The sequence below is a fragment of the Mariniflexile sp. genome (assembly GCF_052728615.1).
In genome coordinates, this window is sequence record NZ_JBFVFE010000035.1 from 1 (window position 1) to 19,475 (window position 19,475).

At 32.9% G+C, this 19,475-nt stretch carries 17 protein-coding genes; 11 read left to right on the plus strand and 6 right to left on the minus strand.

Annotation, left to right across the window (positions count from 1 at the left end):
- Window positions 1-261 precede the first annotated feature (261 nt).
- The 3 genes from ACU1LP_RS13025 to ACU1LP_RS13035 all read left to right on the plus strand — a co-directional run bounded on the left by ACU1LP_RS13025 (window position 262) and on the right by ACU1LP_RS13035 (window position 1,672).
- Window positions 262-564 carry a nucleotidyltransferase family protein gene (locus ACU1LP_RS13025; RefSeq protein ID WP_445736457.1) on the plus strand — a complete coding sequence of 101 codons (303 nt, stop codon included), beginning with the start codon at window positions 262-264 and terminating at the stop codon, window positions 562-564.
- Window positions 554-829 carry a HepT-like ribonuclease domain-containing protein gene (locus ACU1LP_RS13030; RefSeq protein ID WP_445736458.1) on the plus strand — a complete coding sequence of 92 codons (276 nt, stop codon included), beginning with the start codon at window positions 554-556 and terminating at the stop codon, window positions 827-829. Before ACU1LP_RS13025 ends, ACU1LP_RS13030 begins: the two co-directional genes overlap by 11 nt.
- Window positions 830-1,039: 210 nt before the next feature.
- Window positions 1,040-1,672 (plus strand): hypothetical protein, encoded by a 633-nt coding sequence (locus ACU1LP_RS13035; protein WP_445736459.1) that lies wholly within the window; start codon window positions 1,040-1,042, stop codon window positions 1,670-1,672.
- Window positions 1,673-1,757: 85 nt separating this feature from the next.
- Here ACU1LP_RS13035 and kdsA read toward each other — a convergent pair whose 3' ends face one another.
- Window positions 1,758-2,579, minus strand: coding sequence for a 3-deoxy-8-phosphooctulonate synthase (gene kdsA, locus ACU1LP_RS13040; protein WP_445736460.1), 822 nt, complete (start codon window positions 2,577-2,579; stop codon window positions 1,758-1,760).
- Between the two features lie 374 nt (window positions 2,580-2,953).
- Here kdsA and typA point away from each other — a divergent pair, with 374 nt between their 5' ends.
- Entirely contained in the window at window positions 2,954-4,753 is a 1,800-nt protein-coding gene (gene typA / locus ACU1LP_RS13045) for a translational GTPase TypA (RefSeq protein ID WP_445736461.1), read from the plus strand.
- A gap of 188 nt (window positions 4,754-4,941) precedes the next feature.
- On the plus strand, window positions 4,942-5,169 hold the full coding sequence (locus ACU1LP_RS13050) for a uroporphyrinogen decarboxylase (RefSeq protein WP_445731601.1): 228 nt from the start codon (window positions 4,942-4,944) through the stop codon (window positions 5,167-5,169).
- Window positions 5,170-5,213: 44 nt separating this feature from the next.
- On the opposite strand, the gene ACU1LP_RS13055 is transcribed toward ACU1LP_RS13050, so the two are convergent.
- Complete coding sequence (locus ACU1LP_RS13055; RefSeq protein ID WP_445731602.1) at window positions 5,214-5,351, minus strand: hypothetical protein; 138 nt, start codon at window positions 5,349-5,351, stop codon at window positions 5,214-5,216.
- A gap of 217 nt (window positions 5,352-5,568) precedes the next feature.
- Between ACU1LP_RS13055 and ACU1LP_RS13060 the strand changes: the two genes are divergently transcribed.
- Genes ACU1LP_RS13060 through ACU1LP_RS13075 form a run of 4 tightly spaced genes read left to right on the plus strand, consistent with a single transcriptional unit; the run spans window position 5,569 to window position 10,895 of the window.
- Complete coding sequence (locus ACU1LP_RS13060; RefSeq protein WP_445736462.1) at window positions 5,569-6,870, plus strand: O-antigen translocase; 1,302 nt, start codon at window positions 5,569-5,571, stop codon at window positions 6,868-6,870.
- A gap of 31 nt (window positions 6,871-6,901) precedes the next feature.
- Entirely contained in the window at window positions 6,902-8,194 is a 1,293-nt protein-coding gene (locus ACU1LP_RS13065; protein WP_445731604.1) for an O-antigen translocase, read from the plus strand.
- Window positions 8,184-9,806, plus strand: a complete 1,623-nt coding sequence (locus tag ACU1LP_RS13070) for a phosphoethanolamine transferase (protein ID WP_445731605.1) — start codon at window positions 8,184-8,186, stop codon at window positions 9,804-9,806. Before ACU1LP_RS13065 ends, ACU1LP_RS13070 begins: the two co-directional genes overlap by 11 nt.
- Window positions 9,807-9,812: 6 nt before the next feature.
- On the plus strand, window positions 9,813-10,895 hold the full coding sequence (locus ACU1LP_RS13075; protein WP_445731606.1) for a glycosyltransferase: 1,083 nt from the start codon (window positions 9,813-9,815) through the stop codon (window positions 10,893-10,895).
- A 53-nt stretch (window positions 10,896-10,948) separates the two neighbouring features.
- Here the strand turns inward: ACU1LP_RS13075 and ACU1LP_RS13080 are convergent, their stop codons facing one another.
- From ACU1LP_RS13080 to ACU1LP_RS13095, 4 genes are all read right to left on the minus strand, one after another.
- Window positions 10,949-11,887, minus strand: a complete 939-nt coding sequence (locus tag ACU1LP_RS13080) for a glycosyltransferase family A protein (RefSeq protein ID WP_445736463.1) — start codon at window positions 11,885-11,887, stop codon at window positions 10,949-10,951.
- Entirely contained in the window at window positions 11,863-12,753 is an 891-nt protein-coding gene (locus ACU1LP_RS13085; RefSeq protein WP_445736464.1) for a glycosyltransferase family 2 protein, read from the minus strand. Before ACU1LP_RS13085 ends, ACU1LP_RS13080 begins: the two co-directional genes overlap by 25 nt.
- Entirely contained in the window at window positions 12,750-13,316 is a 567-nt protein-coding gene (locus ACU1LP_RS13090; protein ID WP_445736465.1) for a methyltransferase domain-containing protein, read from the minus strand. Before ACU1LP_RS13090 ends, ACU1LP_RS13085 begins: the two co-directional genes overlap by 4 nt.
- Window positions 13,317-13,491: 175 nt before the next feature.
- The gene (locus ACU1LP_RS13095) at window positions 13,492-14,175 is read right to left on the minus strand and encodes a cell division ATP-binding protein FtsE (protein ID WP_445731610.1); all 684 of its coding nucleotides are present in this window, start codon (window positions 14,173-14,175) and stop codon (window positions 13,492-13,494) included.
- 252 nt (window positions 14,176-14,427) lie between these two features.
- On the opposite strand from ACU1LP_RS13095, the gene ACU1LP_RS13100 reads away from it, so the two are divergent.
- Window positions 14,428-17,451 carry a tetratricopeptide repeat protein gene (locus ACU1LP_RS13100; protein ID WP_445736466.1) on the plus strand — a complete coding sequence of 1,008 codons (3,024 nt, stop codon included), beginning with the start codon at window positions 14,428-14,430 and terminating at the stop codon, window positions 17,449-17,451.
- A gap of 248 nt (window positions 17,452-17,699) precedes the next feature.
- Entirely contained in the window at window positions 17,700-19,433 is a 1,734-nt protein-coding gene (locus ACU1LP_RS13105; protein ID WP_445736467.1) for a TonB-dependent receptor, read from the plus strand.
- The last annotated feature ends 42 nt before the right edge of the window (window positions 19,434-19,475 follow it).

Below are 19,475 nucleotides of genomic sequence, written 5' to 3' on the forward strand. Positions count from 1 at the left end.
AAATTATCCGAAAAGATTACTTTTACCACATAAAATAAATGTTTAAAATAGCAAATTAATCGCTTGCGGATTTAAGGCATTAAAAAAAAAGAAAAAAAAACCTTGCGGAAGTTTACGGATACAATTTGCTAGCATCTGATTTTCCTTCGGAAAATCCTCGCACTCAAACACGCAACGTTCCTTACACATAAACGTTGTGGCTAATGCCAGAAAAACGGCAGATACAAACAAACATATAAGAAATTTGACTATTTTTATAATATGAAAATAAACGAGAAAAATATAAACCGAATTAAAAAGCTTTGCGAACAATACAAAGTCCGGACATTCTCTGCTTTTGGTTCAGTCACCAGAGATGATTTCAACGATGAATCAGATATCGATTTTGTTGTGGACTTTAATGAAAATGACCCATTTGAATACACTAACTTATACTTTGAGTTGAAAGATAAACTAGAAAAATTACTAAAACGTCAAATTGACCTTATTGAATACAGAGCTATCAAAAACCAATATTTCAGAAACGAACTTGATGAAACCAAAGTGCTGATTTATGGACAATAGAATTAACTCTTGGCTTGAAGACGTTGAAAGGTCTATTGATGAAATTTTTGACTTCTTACCTAAACAACGGGACTTCTTCGTGTATCAAAAAGACCTAAAGACAAAAAAAGCAGTAGAACGAAATATAGAAATAATAGGAGAAGCAATTAACAGAATTTTAAAATATAAAAATACCGATATTGAAATTAAAAATGCTCAAAAAATAATCGGCACCAGAAATCGAATCGCACACGAATATGACAGTATTTCGGACGAAGTAATTTAGACTATCATTATTAAAGAACTTCCTGAACTGAAAAAAGAAATTAGCGAATTGAAAAATAAACACTAGCCACAACAACGTGTATAAAAAATTGCTGGTTTTTGCTTAATCAAAAGGCAGTTGCACGTTTGCTACGTCTGATTTTCCTGCGGAAAATCCTCGCACGCAAACCCGCAACTTTTCATACACAAAACCGTTGCCAACAATTTGAACATGAACAACGAACAGTACATAGAAACCATAAAGAAGATTATTGAATCCAAAAAATTCAATAAAAAACTTAAAAAAAAATTTCAAAATTTTCCAAATCAAAAACTTGAATTTCACATTAGAAACATTCTGACTGAATTTTTCAACAAGAACGAAACAAACGGTTTAAGAGCATTTGCAGAACATCCACGCTACACAGATAAAGAAACCAAGAAAAGGGTATCAATTGATTTCTCAATTACAAAAAATAGAAATGTTGACTTCACAATGGAAATTAAATATAACTTTCCAAATGATAGTAATCAATTCTCAAAGTACGAGAATGTAATAAATAAAAGTTTTGTTGAAAGGACTTATCATCTCGAAAAAAGAGAAATTGATTCATTTCTTTTAATTATATGCGATACGAATAGACAAGAACAATTTGAGTTTGAAAATAAATGGAGTTTGAATTTACTCTCGCAATATCAAGTTAAAAAGATTCCATCAAATTGGGAGCAAAATATCCTCAATATTTTAGGTAATATAAAAAATAAAGTTGATTGCGAATTTTTTCGCTTTAGCAAAAAAACAATTCAGACATCAGAATTAACAGCTGATTTCCACTTTTACATATTATATAGAAAATCCAACTAAATTTAAAATCACAAAATGACGAAAAAATCCATTATTACCGCTGTATTATTAACTACCTGAGTAAAAGTAAAAGAGCTTGGTTTATTTAGTTTAATCCATTCACTAATTTTCTAATAGCTACTAAATTCGTCAATAATTTTTCCAAATTATCCAAATGCAACATATTGGCGCCATCGCTTTTGGCATTGGCAGGATCGAAATGGGTTTCTATAAAAAGACCATCCACATTATTCACAATGCCAGCACGGGCAATGGTTTCAATCATATCGGGTCTGCCACCGGTAACGCCAGCGGTTTGGTTGGGTTGCTGTAAGGAATGTGTAACGTCTAATATCGTGGGCGCATATTGGCGCATGGTGGGGATGCCACGAAAATCGACAATCATATCTTGGTAGCCAAACATGGTGCCACGGTCGGTTATCCAAGCGTTTTTATTGCCGGAATCGTACACTTTTTGTACGGCGTGTTTCATGGATTCCGGACTCATAAACTGTCCTTTTTTTAGGTTTACCACTTTGCCGGTTTCGGCAGCGGCCACCAATAAATCGGTTTGGCGCACTAAAAATGCAGGGATTTGCAACACATCAACATATTGGGCCGCTAGGTAGGCATCGGATATCTCGTGAATATCGGTTACCGTTGGCACATCAAAAGTGTCTGATACTTTTTGAAGGATCTTTAAAGCTTTTTCATCGCCAATGCCCGTAAAACTATCCACCCTGCTGCGGTTCGCTTTTTTAAAACTGCCTTTAAACACATACGGAATTTCCAATTTGTTGGTGATGGCAACCACTTTTTCGGCAATTCGTAATGCCATGTCCTCACCTTCAATGGCACAAGGGCCACAAAGCAAGAAAAAGTTATTGGAGTTGGTGTGCTTTATTTTGGGGATGTCTTGAAGATTCATGTGTTTATTTTTATTGTTTTTTAATTGTCATACCGATGGCTATCGGGATAAATACCCCGTGGGCTTCTTTCTGCCCAGTGGTATTTCAATGCAGTAAAGATAAGATTAATGACCGATATAAATAAACCATTTTTAAATTGAAAGCAAGGACTTTAGCTGATGGCTGCGTTAGCGATAGAAATGGCAGCCTTTTTTGTGCGCGCTTATGCGCAAAAAAGCTATAATGGATAGCGCGACCCTTTGTGGCTTAGTGACTTACGTTCATATTTAAGCAAAAATTTAATTGCCACAAAGGGGAATGCCCAAAAAAAAAGTATTGTATAATTTATCCATTATTTATAATTACCTTTGCACGCTTAAAATAAGGCACTATTATGGCTAATATTAAAAACATTGCAATTATTGCACACGTTGACCACGGTAAAACCACATTGGTTGATAAAATTATGTATCACTGTCATTTATTTCGCGATAATGAAAATACAGGTGATTTGATTCTGGACAACAACGATTTGGAGCGTGAAAGAGGCATTACCATTACTTCTAAAAACGTTTCCGTTACATATAAAGACACTAAAATAAATATTATCGATACCCCTGGCCATGCGGATTTTGGAGGCGAAGTGGAACGTGTACTCAATATGGCTGATGGTGTTTTGTTGTTGGTGGATGCTTTTGAAGGCCCGATGCCACAGACTCGTTTTGTGCTGCAAAAAGCGATCGATTTAGGGTTGAAACCTTGCGTGGTGATCAATAAGGTGGACAAGGAAAACTGTACCCCGGAAGAGGTACACGAAAAGGTATTTGATTTGATGTTTGAATTGGGTGCTGAAGAGTGGCAGTTGGATTTCCCGACCGTTTACGGGTCGGCAAAGAACAATTGGATGAGTGATGATTGGAGAAATGAGACCGATAACATAGAGCCTTTATTGGACATGGTGATTGAACATATACCAGCGCCGAAAATTGAGGAAGGGACTACGCAAATGTTGATTACATCGTTGGATTTCTCGTCGTTTACAGGTAGAATCGCTATTGGTAGATTGACCAGAGGTGGTTTAAAAACGGGACAAAATATTTCGTTGGTAAAAAGGGACGGAAGCATTGTAAAATCCAAAATCAAGGAAGTCCATATTTTTGAAGGTTTGGGGCGTAAAAAAGTAGATGAAGTACAAACGGGTGATATTTGTGCCATTGTTGGATTGGAAGGTTTTGAAATTGGTGATACGGTTGCCGATTTTGAAAATCCACAAGGTTTAAAAACCATAGCGATTGATGAACCAACTATGAGTATGTTGTTTACAATCAACGATTCGCCTTTCTTCGGAAAAGATGGAAAGTTTGTAACGTCCAGACATATTAAAGATCGTTTGGCAAAAGAATTGGAAAAAAACTTAGCACTTCGTTTAGGCGAAACGGGTAGTGCCGATAAATTCATGGTCTTTGGCCGTGGTGTATTGCACTTATCGGTTTTAATAGAAACGATGCGTCGTGAAGGTTATGAAATGCAAATTGGCCAGCCACAAGTTATCATTAAAGAAATTGATGGCGTTAAATGCGAACCGATAGAAGAGTTGAGAATTGATCTTCCAGAAAACGTATCGGGTAGAGCTGTAGAGTTTGTAACCTTGCGTAAAGGCGAAATGCTTTCAATGGAAGCAAAAGGCGATCGTATGGTGTGCGAATTCATGATTCCTTCCCGTGGTATTATTGGGTTGCGTAACCAATTGTTGACTGCAACTGCTGGAGAAGCCATTATGGCACACCGTTTTAAAGAATACCAACCGGTAAAAGGTGCTATTCCAGGGCGTATTTCAGGATCTTTGGTTTCTATGGAATATGGTACTGCCATTCCTTATTCCATTGATAAATTACAAGATAGAGGCAAGTTTTTTGTGGAACCAGGTGAAAGTGTTTACGAAGGCCAGGTAATTGGGGAAAATTCCCGTCAAGACGATATGGCTGTAAACATTACGAAAATGAAAAAACAAAGTAACGTGCGTTCTTCTGGAGCCGATGATAAAGCTAAAATTGTTCCAGCTATTAAATTTTCGTTGGAAGAGGCATTGGAGTACATCCAAAAAGATGAGTATGTTGAGGTAACGCCCCGTCACCTACGTTTACGTAAAATCCATTTAACAGAAGTGGAAAGAAAGAGAAACAAAGGTATTTAAAACATAGAACTCATTTAAACTTTTTGGCCTATTGGAAAAGTTTAAATGAGTTCAATATGGCCCAGGTTATTAAAAATGCCATTCAGGGGAATATTGCCAATATAGTAAAATATGTATTTTATCTATTTAACGCTATTTTAACGTTTTTCCATTGGAAAATCAATGGCGACATAAAAAAGTAATTAAGTATGGAATTTGCAGGAATAATATTTACAGAATGGGTTGGGTACGCCGCCATGGCAACTGTTTTAACGTCTTTTTTAATGAAATCCGTTGCCAAATTACGAATAGTAAACTCTTTTGGTTGTTTGCTATTTGTGCTTTATGGTACTTTGCTAGAGCCATTTTCCATGCCAATCATTATAACGAACGCAGCCATTTTTTTAATTAATCAATACTACTTGTTTAAAAAATAAATGTTCCATTGATGGATGCCATTCGTTAGTTGAAAAGCTGCGCTTTAGTGCTCCCGATAGGTATCGGATTCAATTTCTAAAAACATTTCAGCCATAAAGGTTATTAAAGTATTCCGACCAAATAACGAACCTGCCGGCAGGTAGGTAACTTGGTAACCCAATAACACTTTTTGCAATTTCATTGCTTTTCAAAACGTATAGATTTTCAATCCATTGGGGCTTAATTTTTAATACATAATTTCTTACAATTATATATTTATTGAAACGTAAAATTCTTTTGTATATTTGGCTTCTTATGATAATGGAATTAGAATAAACGATTTCATTCAGCGTTAATAAGATGATCGGTAAAAGTTATACCCCTCTTTTTCTTTATCAATAACAAGAAACTTTTAATAATTGAAAAAATTAATCGATTATATAAATACCCATGTTTTAGTGAAAGTAACGCCATTGCAAGGCGCTTCAGTAATAACAAGAATTATTGCTGGTATATTAACCTCTAAGGCCATTGCCATTTTTATTGGGCCAGCAGGATTGGCATTAATCGGTAACTTACGCAATTTTGTTAGCTCCTTTCAAGCCATCGCCATTCTTGGTTTCTACAATGGTGCGGTAAAGTATATTTCAGACTTTAAGGACGATGTTGTAGAGTTGAGCAAAACAATATCTACGCTGTTTTACGTGGGGTTTACTTCGACCATTTTAGTGTCATTTTTCTGTTATTTTAATGCACAGGCAATAAACGATATTATTTTCCCGGTTTATAATAATTATGCGTACATCATTAAAATTTTTGCCATTGTCCTTCCTTTTTATGGTTTAAACATGTTTTCATTTTCAATAATGAACGGCTTTTCCAAGTATAAGATACTTATTATTATCAATATCATTGGGCAAATATTAAGTGTTTCCATTACCTTGCTTTTAATCTATCAGAATAAGTTGGAAGGCGCTTTAATATCGGTGGTTATTGCAGAGTCGCTTATATGTTTAATAACCCTGGTAGGTATCATCAATAGGCGCAGTTTAGTGCCGCTTATTAAAGTAAATAGCATCAGTTTTGGTTTCTTGAAAAAGATGGCCCCTTATTCCTTAATGGCACTTTTCACAGCTGTGGCATTGCCGCTTGTTGCTATTGCCATCAGGTCCCATATTATAGAAAATGTAGGGTATAAAGATGCTGGGTTTTGGGAAGCCATGACCAGGATATCTAAATATTATTTAATGTTGATCAGTTCGATAATGGCTCTATATATATTGCCAAGGTTTTCTGGGATTGATGATGTTAAGGAATTCAGGAAGGAAGTTTTTAGTTTTTATAAAACGATTTTACCATTTTTATTAACGGGCTTGGTGCTCATATATTTATTGAAACCATTTATTGTAACCATTATTTTTTCGGATGATTTTAAACCTGTTGAAGACTTGTTTTTATGGCAGTTGTTGGGCGATTTTGTTAAAGTATTGTCCATGGTGATCGCCTATCAGTTTTTGGCAAAAAAAATGTTTTGGCACTATATTTTAACCGAGGCATTTTTGGTTGTCATTTTATACACCACCAGTATCTATTTCATCGATTTGCTCGATAACGTAAAAGGGGCCGTTATTGCTCATTTTGTGAGCTATATGATGTATTTTGGTATTATATTGCTTATATTTGGTAGTTCTCTGTTTAGGGTTGATTGTGATAAAACATAATTCACTCTGCTTTAAAATACTTAAAATTTAAATGTTACATAGAATAAAACAAGTTTATAAAAATAGCTTTTTAATTAAAGTTGCTTCTTTTAATATTTTAAGTGTCTTTGTTAAGCTTGTTTCTGGATTTATTGTATCAAAAACAATGGCTATTTTTATTGGCCCTTCAGGTATTGCTATCTCTGGTAATTTGTCTAATTTCACACAATCTTTAGAAAGCCTATCGTCTTTAGGCATTAAAAACGGTACAATAAAATATGTAGCAGAATCAAAAAGTAAGGATCTTCAATTTAAACGTGTTATATCTTCATCCTTTTTTTTTTCTATTTCTATTGCTGTTTTGGCATCTTCTTTACTTTTTGTATTTTCAAATAGCTTGAGTGCTTTAGTTTTCAATAAAGTAGAGTTTTCTTTTTTATTCAGGATTTCAGGATTAATGATGCCATTTTATTCAATCCATATTTTTTTTATTTCAATAATAAATGGTTTGAAAAAATTCAAAGAATTAGTACGTATTAATGTTGTGGGTTATATTTTAATAACGCTTTTAATGGTTGTATTTATTTATGCGAAACAATTAAATGGAGCTCTTTTAGCAATAGCTATTACACCATTTTTATTATTTACTTCTCTTTTTTATCAGTTTAATATTTTAAAATTTATTGTTTTTAATATTAAACTCTCCTGTGTTTCTAAAGAAGTTATAAAAAAACTGGCATCTTTTTTTTCAATGACTTTGTTTTCAGGTATAATGATTCCAATTATTTATTTGCTTATTAGAAGTTATATTATAAATAATGTTGGAGCAAATGAAGCAGGCTATTGGGAAGGTACAAGGAAAATCTCAAATTATTACATGCTTTTTATCTATACTTTATTTGATATATATTTGCTACCGGTATTATCTGAAGATACTAAAAGCACTAAATTTAAAAGTATTATTTTTAATTTTTACAAAAATATTTTGCCGCTTGTATTACTAGGTTTTATAGTAATATATTTTTTTAAAATTTTTATTATTAAATTAATTTTTACGGATGATTTCCTAGGTATGCAAGAACTCTTTGGATGGCAGTTAATAGGAGATTTTTTTAAAATTGTTTCATTTACAATTGCATATCAGTTTTTGGCTAAAAAAATGATTCGTTTGTATTTAATATGTGAAATTTCATATATGATTTTTATTTATTTTACAAGTATTTATTTGATAAATTATATGGGTGTTTTAGGTGCAGTCAAGGCTCATGCCTTTAGCTATTTGTTTTATACCCTTCTAGTGTTTTTTATTTTTAGAAATGAGTTATTCAAAAAAAATGTGGTTTAGTAAAAATAAAAAGGAATTTAGTGTAGAGCTATTGTTTTTTATTGTTATTATCCTTTCATTCTTAGTAGATTTATTTTTTGAGGGATTTCAAATACAAAGATTTTTAAACCTTATTGAAAATATTTTTTTTGCTATTATTTTAATAATCCCCCTTTGCTTTATCAATAGCAAAAAAATGAGTAGGCTTTACTTTTTAAGTTCATTTCTCTTTTTCAATATTTCTGTTTTCATTGAAACATCATATTATTATATTTTTAAGGTGAACTTATCACCTTCAGCCATCTATATTTTTTTTGAGTCGAATAATGGGGAAGCCGAAGAATTTGTTTCTTTTTATTTGGATATATATTTAATTCTCTACGCTGCTTTATTGACTATGCTATTTGTAGTGGTTGTTAGTAACAGAAACATAGCACTAAAATACATAAGCAAAACACGTTTTGGAAGTTTGAAGTTAATATTTGGTTTTATATTGATTTTAATTTTAATAAGAGTAACTCCTTTAAGATTTCAAAATTTACCTTACCTAGTTTTAAAATCTTTTTACGTAGTGTATTTTGAATCGAAAGTATTGGAAAGTGATCCTTATAAAAGCAAAAAAGGAATTTTTGAAGGTGCTAAAATGGCAGAAGATACAAATTCAAAATTATATGTGGTTGTTATAGGAGAATCTACAACCAGAAATAATATGTCGTTGTATGGCTATCAAAGAAATACATCCCCACTGCTGTCAAATCGAAATGACCTAAGTGTTTTTAACAACGTAATAAGTGCTCATGCAGGAACCACGGCTTCAATAACCAAGGCTCTTAGTTTAGAAAACTATGAGGGGTCTACAAAAGAAAAAGGTTCTTTAGTACAACTTTTAAATGCTGTTAACTTTGAAACCTATTGGATTTCTAATCAACAACCAGTTGGTTGGGCAGAAACAGATATTACCAAAGTAGCCTTTACGTGTAAAAATAAATTTTACTTATCTACAGAAAGTTCTGAAGACACAAGATCTTATGACGATGTGGTTTTCGATAAGATTGATGAAGTTCTTAAGACTAATGAAACCAATAAATTTTTATTTATACACTTACAAGGGTCGCATATTTATTACAAAAACAGATATCCAGATGCTTATAATATTTTTAGAAATAAAATAGATAATTCGTTAATAAAGAAAGAGAGTGATTATGACATAGTCAATGAGTATGATAATGCCATACTATACAATGATTTTGTTGTTAATACCATTATAAACAAAATTCAAAAGGAACAAAAAGAAAGCTTTGTCTTATATTTTTCAGATCATGGAGAAGAGGTTTTCAACACAAAAAAATTTGTGGGACATAATGATGATGTTGGAACCTTACCAATGTATGAAATTCCTTATATTTTATGGCAATCTGAAAAATATAAACAAAGTAAAAAAAATGATATTGACTTAAATAGGCCTTACATGTTAGATGATTTATTTCATAGTATTGCAGATTTATGTGGTATAACAAGTAAATATGTAGATGTTGAGCGAAGCATCTTTAATAAATCATTTAAAAAAAGGAAAAGAATACTGTTGAATAATAGAGATTACGATAGCTTAAAAAAAAGTAAAACTACCAATTAGAGTTTCATGAAAATTTGTATAGTAGCAACATCTTTAGGTCAAGGAGGCGCAGAACGCGTCGCTGCAATGCAATCAATAATGCTAACAGAATTAGGACACGAAGTACATGTTATTTTAATGTCAAATATTATTACTTTCGAGTATAAAGGAACAGTTTTTAATTTAGGGAAACTAAAAGAAAAAAGCGATTCTATAATTGATAAAATTGAGCGTATACTTTTATTTAGAAAATATTTAAGAGATAATAAGTTTAATTTTATTATTGATAATAGGGGCAGAAACAATGGCGTATTGCACGAGATTGGAGTATCTAAATTTGTCTATCGAAATTTTAAAATAATATACGTAATTCATTCGGCTTCATTTAAGCAAGAAATGTTAAAAAATGGCTGTCAAAACAATTGGTTATTAAAAGATGCTTTTAAAATTATAACAGTTAGCGATGGGATATTGATTTTTTTGAAGCAGTATTTTGATGAAAATAAATTAGCATGTATACAAAACACTGTAGATATTGAATCAATAAGTTTTAAAGCAAATCAGGAATTTAATTTACCTTATCGATATATTTTATTTTGTGGAAGGTTTGATGAAGCTAGTAAAAATATTAAACTACTTATCAAAGCTTACAATAAGTCTAAACTATATTTAAAAGGGATTAAATTAGTGCTTTTGGGTGAAGGTGAACATAAGCAAGAATATGAAGAATTGGCGAAAGATTTTAAAATCACTGAATACATAGTATACGAGCCATTTACAAAAAATCCATTTGTTTACATGAAGAATGCCATGTTTACAGTATTAACAAGTCGTTTCGAAGGTTTTCCTTTAGTTTTGATTGAGTCTCTGGCATGTGGGACACCTGTTTTAGCCATTAATTGTGAAACTGGACCTTCAGAAATCATTGAAAATAATGTTAATGGCATATTATTGGAAACGTATAATGTAAAAGTATTATCAAATGCCTTAAAAAAAATGGCTTTGGAAGAAGGTTTATTAAGTCTTTACAGTGGCAATGCTATCGCCAGTATACAAAAATTCACTAAACAAAGTATTAAAGAAAAGTGGAAACTTATTTTAGAAAGTTGATTATGCTTAATTAATTGTGAACTTTTAATTAATCTTTTTTGTCCTATTTCTTTTCAAGAATGGATAACCCTTTTAGAAAACCAAATGTAAGCTCGTTTAATAATATAGAACAAATCGGTAGGCAGATAGTATTTTATTTTTTGAACGTTTGTTAGATTGCTAGCATCAATTTTCTGCTTGTAAAATGTAACCAATTTGTAATTTTTTTCCATTTTGAATAAAACTACGAGCCTATAATGAACAAAATCAATGAACTTTTTTAAATCGGGATGGTCGCTATTTTTTAAATACCGTTCATAATCCGGAATCTTACGGACAAAATTTTTATTTGGAGCTGTTAATTGGTTTTGTAGCCCTGTGCGATAGTAGGTTTTAAAACCCTTGTAATATAGCAAGCTATAAACACTAAAGCAGCGAATGTAAAAATCGTCCTCTTCGCCATAATTTATACTTTCGTCAAAGTATCCAACAGTTTCAAAAACCGATTTGTTTAAAACCAACGAGCTAGGGCCTAAAATGTTTTTGCAAAGTTCGAAATAATTGGTTATAACCGTTTTAAGTTTAGTGTCAAATGCTTCAACAATTAAAATAGGGGTTTTATTTGGGGGCAATAACTTAACATTTGTAGCAAATACATCATATTCTTTATGGATATTGATTAAATGATATATTGTTTCTAAAAAATCTTCCATCCATAGATCATCTGCATCTAAAAAGGCAATAAATTTACCTTTAGCATTTTTAATCCCAGTATTTCTAGAAGCGCATAAGCCTCTATTTTCTTGATTTATAATACAGATTCTATCATCATTAAAAGAATTTACAATGTTATAACTGTCATCAGTGCTTCCATCATTAATTATAATGATTTCAAAATCGGTAAAGGTTTGATTTATAGCACTCTTTAAAGTGTCTTTAATAAAATATTCTTTATTGTACAGAGGAATAATTACAGAGAAAAACGCCATTATTTCTTCAAGTTGATATGGCAAAAGTAACTTAATCTAAACAAATCAAACAAAAAAATGGAAGGGTGTTTAGAGGTCAAATTAAATTTAAAGGCAGAGTAGAAAATTTTGTGCACAAATGCAAACAGGTAATTTAATTTAAACCTCTTTAATTTATTGAAAATTTTTAAAAAAGTTACAAAATCATGCTCTATTAAACCTTTAGAGTAAATAAAATTTAGGTTCTCTAACCCTTTTTTTGTTTTATCGAAGTAAACAGGATTTAAATCTACATCCCCATGCAAAACTGGATTTTCTAAATGTGTAATATTAGCCTGTATTTTATATAAATTATAAGCAAAAACAGTATCTTCATGCCCGTATTGAATGATTCTTTTTTCAAAACCAATTTTTTCAAACACACTTTTTTTTATTAAAGTATTATTAAAAAGTATCATTTTATATTTGTTTTTATTCCGTTGGGAAGCATTAAGGTCTTCGCGGTATATGCCGTATTTCCAACGTAATTTTCTGCTGTTTTCTACATTTTCCGGGTGTGTTCTTCCACCATAAATAACGTCGGTGTTTTTATCGATGTTACTTACATAACTTTTTATAAAATCATCATGTATCAGTAACGAATCGCCGTCAATAAATAAAAGATATTCAAATTTGGAAGCATTTGCTAAAGCGTTTCTGTTATTGCTTAATCCAACGTTTTTTTTAAGTGTGAAAAATTTAGAATTTGCAAGCGAGTTGATTTTTTCGTTCTCTTTGTTTAATATGGAATGGGAACCATCATCAATACAAATTATTTCAAAATCCAGTTTTTCCTCTAACGCTTGTTTTTCAAGTTGTTGGGCAAGAGGATATACATTGTAATTATATGTTGGAATTAAAATTGAAATCATTGTTTGGTGGCCATTAAAACAGTTTCAGGCGATTGAAAGCCAAAGTAAAAATCTTCTTTTTCTTCATTAAATGATTTAACCAATATTTTAAATGCATTATGCTCCAATCTGTTTTTTAATCCTTCAACAGAATAAATTCTAACATGGTCATTTTGTCCAAAATGAAGAAGCCTTTCCTCAGGGGAAACTATCGAATAATCCTCATAAATGGCACCTTCTTTAAAAGGTGTTTGGATGTAAATAATGCCGTTAGGTTTTAATACCCTATAAAGTTCTGCCATCGCTTTTTGGTCATCAATGATGTGTTCCAATATATGATAACAAACAATAGTATCAAACTTTTCGGGCTCTTGATTTGTATTGGTAATATCGAATTTATAATCCGCTAAAAATTCATTTTCAAAATCCGTACTGAAATAATCAACAGATTTTTCTTTTTTTAAATTTCTATAAAGGCTTCTGGAAGGCGAAAAATGGAGCAGTTTGCCTTTTAGGTTTCCATTGTTGTTCAATAAGTACCAAAGTCTTCTGTTTCTAGATAAGCTGCCGCAAAAAGGGCACATGAGGTCTTTGTTTTTTAATTTAATAAAAGACCTTAATTTTTTATCACAAACATTACATTGATGGGTGTTTCCTAAAAATAACATACCATATAATGCGCGAAAAAACAATTCGTTTTTAAATAGAAATTGTTTAGGGATGAAGGCTTTAATACTATTTTTAATAAAACTGTACATATTAACCTTTCCGCTGCACCACCTCAAAAACCTGATTGTCTTCGCATTTCAAGGTTTTACTGGGATATTTTAGCAACAGCGCATAATCGTGGGTGGCCATTAAAATGGTATTTCCGTTTTTATTTATTTCCTGTAAAACTTCCATAACCTCAATACTGGTTTGTGGATCTAAATTACCCGTAGGTTCATCGGCAAGAATGAGTTCCGGATTGTTGAGTAAGGCTCGTGCAATGGCAACCCGTTGTTGCTCGCCACCCGAAAGTTCGTGTGGGTATTTAAAGCCTTTGGTTTTTACATCTACTTTACTTAAAACTTCTTCAACACGGGCATTCATTTCGTTTTTATCCTTCCAACCGGTAGCCCTTAAAACAAACAGTAAATTTTCATTGATGGTACTATCCGATAATAATTTAAAATCCTGAAAAACAACACCTAATTTCCGTCTTAAAAAAGGGATGTCGTTTTCTTTTAGGGTTTTTAAATCGAATTCAACAATATGTCCTTCGCCTTCCGTTAAAGGTAAATCGCCGTAAAGTGTTTTCATAAAACTACTTTTTCCGGTACCGGTTTTCCCAATCAAATACACAAAATCGCCTTTGTTTATTTCAACATTAACGTTTGAAAGCACCAGACTATCTCCTTGGTAAATAGAGACATCTTTTAATTGCAAAATAGGATTTGACATAATTGGGTTTACTTATTTTTTAAACGTTGTAAATGTATTATTTAAAAGTTGAAAGTTGAAAGTTAAAAGTTAAAAGTTTCAAAGACGCAAAGATCATGCAACTAATATGATAGTTGCGACTGCGACTGAAAACTGCGACTCTTTCCGTCTTTTCCAACTTTTAATAACTTCGTTTATAATTATCGTGCAATTGTTGCGTTATAAGTTTTGTATTGGATTATCTTTGATTTTTAAATTAAAAACGAATCATTAATGAGCATAAAAAACAGTGTTTCCCTTTTGGTGGCAATAAGTTTTGGTTTTCAAATATGGGCACAACAATCTGCCATTTACACCAGCAATTTAGTAGAATATCAAAAAGCGTTGACGCTTTACAACAATCAGCAATATTTAGCGGCACAATCCTTATTCCGGAATGTTAAAAAAACGACGAATGAAGAGGTTTTAATGTCCGATTGCGACTATTATATAGCCAATAGCGCGGTGCGTTTAAATCAGCAAAATGCCGATCAACTCATTGAAAATTTTGTGAAGGAATATCCAACAAGCACCAAAAAAAATACAGCGTATGTGGATGTTGCCGATTATTATTTTGAAAACGGAAAATATGCCTATGCCCGAAAATGGTATGATAAAGTGGATGAAAGTGCTTTAGGGAGAGCCGAAAAGGAAAAGTTCTATTTCAACAATGGCTACTCAGCATTTTCAAGCAAACAATTTAAAGAAGCCAAACAGTATTTGTCGCGTGTGGAAAATTCAAAAGAATACGGTTCACAAGCTAAATATTATATAGGTTTTATGGCGTATGAAGGCGATGATTATGAAAGTGCCAACAAGTATTTTGAGCAAGTAAGCAACCAGGAAAAGTATAAGGAAAAGCTGTCTTACTATCAAGCTGATTTGAATTTCAAATTGGGAAATTTCGAAAAAGCCATTCAACTTGCCAAAGCGAAATTGAAAAGTAGCGATGCTAATGAAGTATCGGAACTTTCAAAAATAATAGGAGAAAGTTATTTTAATTTGAAACAATATGCCGAAGCGATTCCGTATTTGCAAGCGTATAAAGGTAAGGACCGTAAGTGGAACAATACCGATTTTTATCAATTAGGGTATGCATATTATAAACAAGGTGATTATGAAAAAGCCATTTCAGAATTCAATAAAATTATTGGAGGCACTAATTCCATTGCTCAAAACGCCTATTACCATTTGGGCGAAAGTTATATCAAATTAAATAAAAAACAGGAAGCTTTAAATGCCTTTAAAAATGCTTCGGAAATGGATTTCGACTTAAAAATCCAAGAAGATGCTTGGTTGAACTATGCGAAAATAAGTTACGAAATTGGCAATCCGTACCAATCTGCACCTCAGGTTTTAGCCGCTTATTTGGATAAATATCCTAAAACAACCTCTAAAGAAGAAATTGAAACCCTTTTAATCGATTCTTACATTACATCTAAAAACTACAAGGAAGCATTGAGATTATTGGATGGTAAAAAGAGCTTTGAGAACAAGGTGGCATACCAAAAAGTAGCATTTTATAGAGCTTTGGAATTGTATAATGAAAGTAATTTTTTAGAAGCTAAAAAACTTTTTGATGCGTCGTTAAAAGAACCGCGCGATGCTAATTTTACGGCACGGGCAACCTTTTGGAAAGCAGAAACCGATTATAATTTAGGCAATTATGATGATGCGCTTATTGGTTTCAAACAATTCAGTCAACAATCTGGAGCATCTTCAACACCCGAATATAAAAACATAGATTATAACTTGGCTTACACCTATTTTAAGCTGAAAAATTATTCGCAAACGGCACAATATTTCAACCAATTTATTTCATCAGGTAAGAAAGAAGACAAAGTGCGTTTGAATGATGCGTACCTGCGTTTAGGGGACGCCTATTTTGTATCGAGTGATTATAAAAATGCCATAAACGCTTATGAAAATGCTATTAAATTAAGTGCTATCGATTCCGATTATGCCTTTTTTCAAAAAGCGATAAGTGCCGGTTATGTTGGGCAGGATTCAAAAAAGATAAAAGAATTGGAGCAGTTTATTTCTCAATATCCAAAATCGAAACTTCGTGATGACGCCATGTATGAATTGGGGAATACGTATGTAAAAACCAATGAAACCGACAAAGCGATGCAGGTTTACAACCGTCTAAGTTCAGAATATAAAATGAGCTCGTTTGTACCAAAAGCGTTGTTAAGACAAGGCTTGGTTTATTATAACGGAAGCAAGAATGAGCAAGCTTTAGGTAAATTCAAACAAGTGGCAAGCGAATATCCTGGAACGCCCGAAGCGATTCAATCGGTGGCAACAGCACGTTTAATTTATATTGATTTAGGACGTGTGAATGAATATGCCAGTTGGGTAAAAACCTTAAATTATGTGGAAGTGACGGATGCCGATTTGGATAACGCCACCTACGAAGCTGCCGAAAAACAGTATTTAGATAACAATACCGATAAGGCCATCACACAATTTAATGGGTATTTGAATCAGTTTCCAAAAGGTTTGCATGCCCTACAAGCCCATTTTTACGTGGGGCAATTATATTATAAAAAAGGGTTGATGGAAAATGCGGCACCTCATTACAAATATATTGTAGAGGCTTCAAGAAGTGAATATACCGAAGAAGCTTTGTCGCGTTTATCGCAATATTTTTTAGAAAGCAAAAGCTGGAACAAAGCCATTCCGTTATTGGAACGCTTGGAAGAAGAAGCTAATTTTCCACAAAATGTGGTGTTTGCACAATCAAATTTAATGAAGGCGAATTACCAATTGCAAAGTTATAATAAGGCGGTTACTTATGCCGAAAAAGTGCTGACCAATTCAAAAATCGATAATAAAATTAAAGCCGATGCGCATATTATAATTGCACGTTCTGCCATGAAAACCGGCGACGAAAATAAAGCAAAAGAGGCTTATGCCAAAGTTGAACCCGTGGCTACGGGTGAAACCGCTGCCGAAGCGTTGTACTACAACGCATACTTTAAAAATAAAGACGCTAAATATGAGGCTTCCAACACAACGGTTCAAAAATTAGCCAAGGATTTTTCCGGTTATAAATATTACAGTGCCAAAGGCTTGGTGATTATGGCGAAGAATTTTTATGCCTTAAATGATGCGTTTCAGGCTACCTATATTTTAGAAAGCGTGATTAAAAATTTTACGGAATTTGATGAGGTGGTTACTGAAGCAAAATCAGAATTAAGTAAAATTAAAGCGAATGAAGCCAAAACCAATTCGTCCATTCAAGCAGGAAATTAAAGTTAAAAGTTAAAGGTTAGATATTAAAAGTTAAAAGGTGAGAGTGGTAAAATTCAAAATTCGTTAATCGTTAATCGTAATTCGTTAATCGTTAATCGTAATTCGTTAATCGTTAATCGTTAATCGTTAATCGTTAATCGTAATTCGTTAATCATTAGTTTGTCCGGTCGTCCCGATAGTTATCGGGAGCAGTCGAGACCTACATAATAAAATTAAAAATCGTAATTCATAAATCGTAAATCAAGAATATGCGCAAGCACATAAAAAATATATTATTGGCAGTTTTTACATTAAGTGTATCTCTGGTTTTTTCCCAAAAAAAATCAAACGACACCATCAATACAGGGGTTATTGACGTAGTAAAACCTTATACGCCAACCATATCGGATGCGTTTAAGGTAAAGGAAACGCCCTCATTGGATGATGAAACCACCCAAGCTAAAAAAGAGATCAAATACACTGTTTTTTCATTTCCGGTAGCTTCCACATTTACGCCTGCTAAAGGAAAGGCAGCAACTGTTGATAAAGTAAAACCTGTTAAATTATACGATAATTACGCAACCCTTGGGGTAGGTACCTATACCACTATTTTGGGCGAGTTGTATTTAAACCATGCCATTAGCCGTACCGAAAGTGTAGGTGGTTACGTAAATTACCATTCTTCGGAAGGCGGTATTGAAGGGGTTTCTTTTGATGATAATTTTTTAAATTCAAAAATGAATGTCAATTATGCATCGCGTTTAAGGGATATGTCGTGGAATGTGGAGGGCGGATTCCAACTTCAAAATTACAATTGGTACGGCGTGCCAGAATCCCAAATTATAGCGGCGCAAACTAATGGTATTAGGGTAGACCATTCGTTTTTTGGAGCGCACGTAGGGGGCGATATTTCTTTCGAGGACACTTACATTAATTCTGGAAGTTTGTTTTTTAGGCGTTTTGGCGACAACCAAGGATCGGGGGAAAACAATTTTGTATTAAAAGCAAAAGTGGATGTGCCCATTAACGATATGGAGATTTCAACTGATGTGGTAATAGACTATATAAGTGGAAGTTTTGATAGAGGTTATAATACCAGTGATGAATTGAAATACGGGAATTTCCAATTAGGGATTTCGCCAACCTATCAACTAAAACAAGATGATTTGACCTTGAATTTGGGAGTTTCGTTGTTTTATTTAAGAGATAATATCGCTACGAAAAGCAAAATATATTTATACCCCAATGTAAAGGCAACCTACAGATTGGTAAACGATGTACTGATTGCTTATGGCGGTATCCAAGGTAATTTAATCCAGAACACCTACTATGGTTTTGCCAATGAAAACCCGTTTGTGTCTCCAACATTGGAGGTGTCACCAACCGATCAATTATATAATGCCTATGTGGGTTTAAAAGGAAAAGTGACCAGTAATGTTAGTTACAATGTGAGTGGACGTTATATAGCCGATAGAAGCAAAGCGTTATTTAAAACCAATGTGATTAAAAATTTATCGCCTCAAACAGATTATGATTATGGAAACTCTTTTGGAATGGTGTATGATAACGTAAAAACCATAGGTGTTTCGGGCGAAATCAATGTTGATGTTAATAGAAACTTTAAACTGGCTTTAAGAGGAGAAACCTTTAGTTATACAACCGATGATGAGGCGGAAGCTTGGAATTTGCCCGATTTTAAAGGCTCCTTGTTTTTAGATTATCAGATAAGTAAACAGTGGTTTGCAGGTGCTAATTTGTTTTATGTGGGCGAGCGTAAAGATATTTTAGAATTTGAGGGATCATTCATACCCACAACTTTTACGCCAGTAACTTTAGATAGTTATTTTGATGCCAATGCGCATGTAGGCTATCATGTAAACGACCAACTTTCAGTGTTTGCAAAAGCGAATAACATCGCTAATAAAGCCTATCAACGTTGGCAAAATGTTCCCGTACAAAGTGCGCAATTTTTGGCGGGTGCCACTTATAAGTTTGATTTTTGATAGCCTTTTGTTATTCCCGTCAAGACGGGAATCTCATGATGT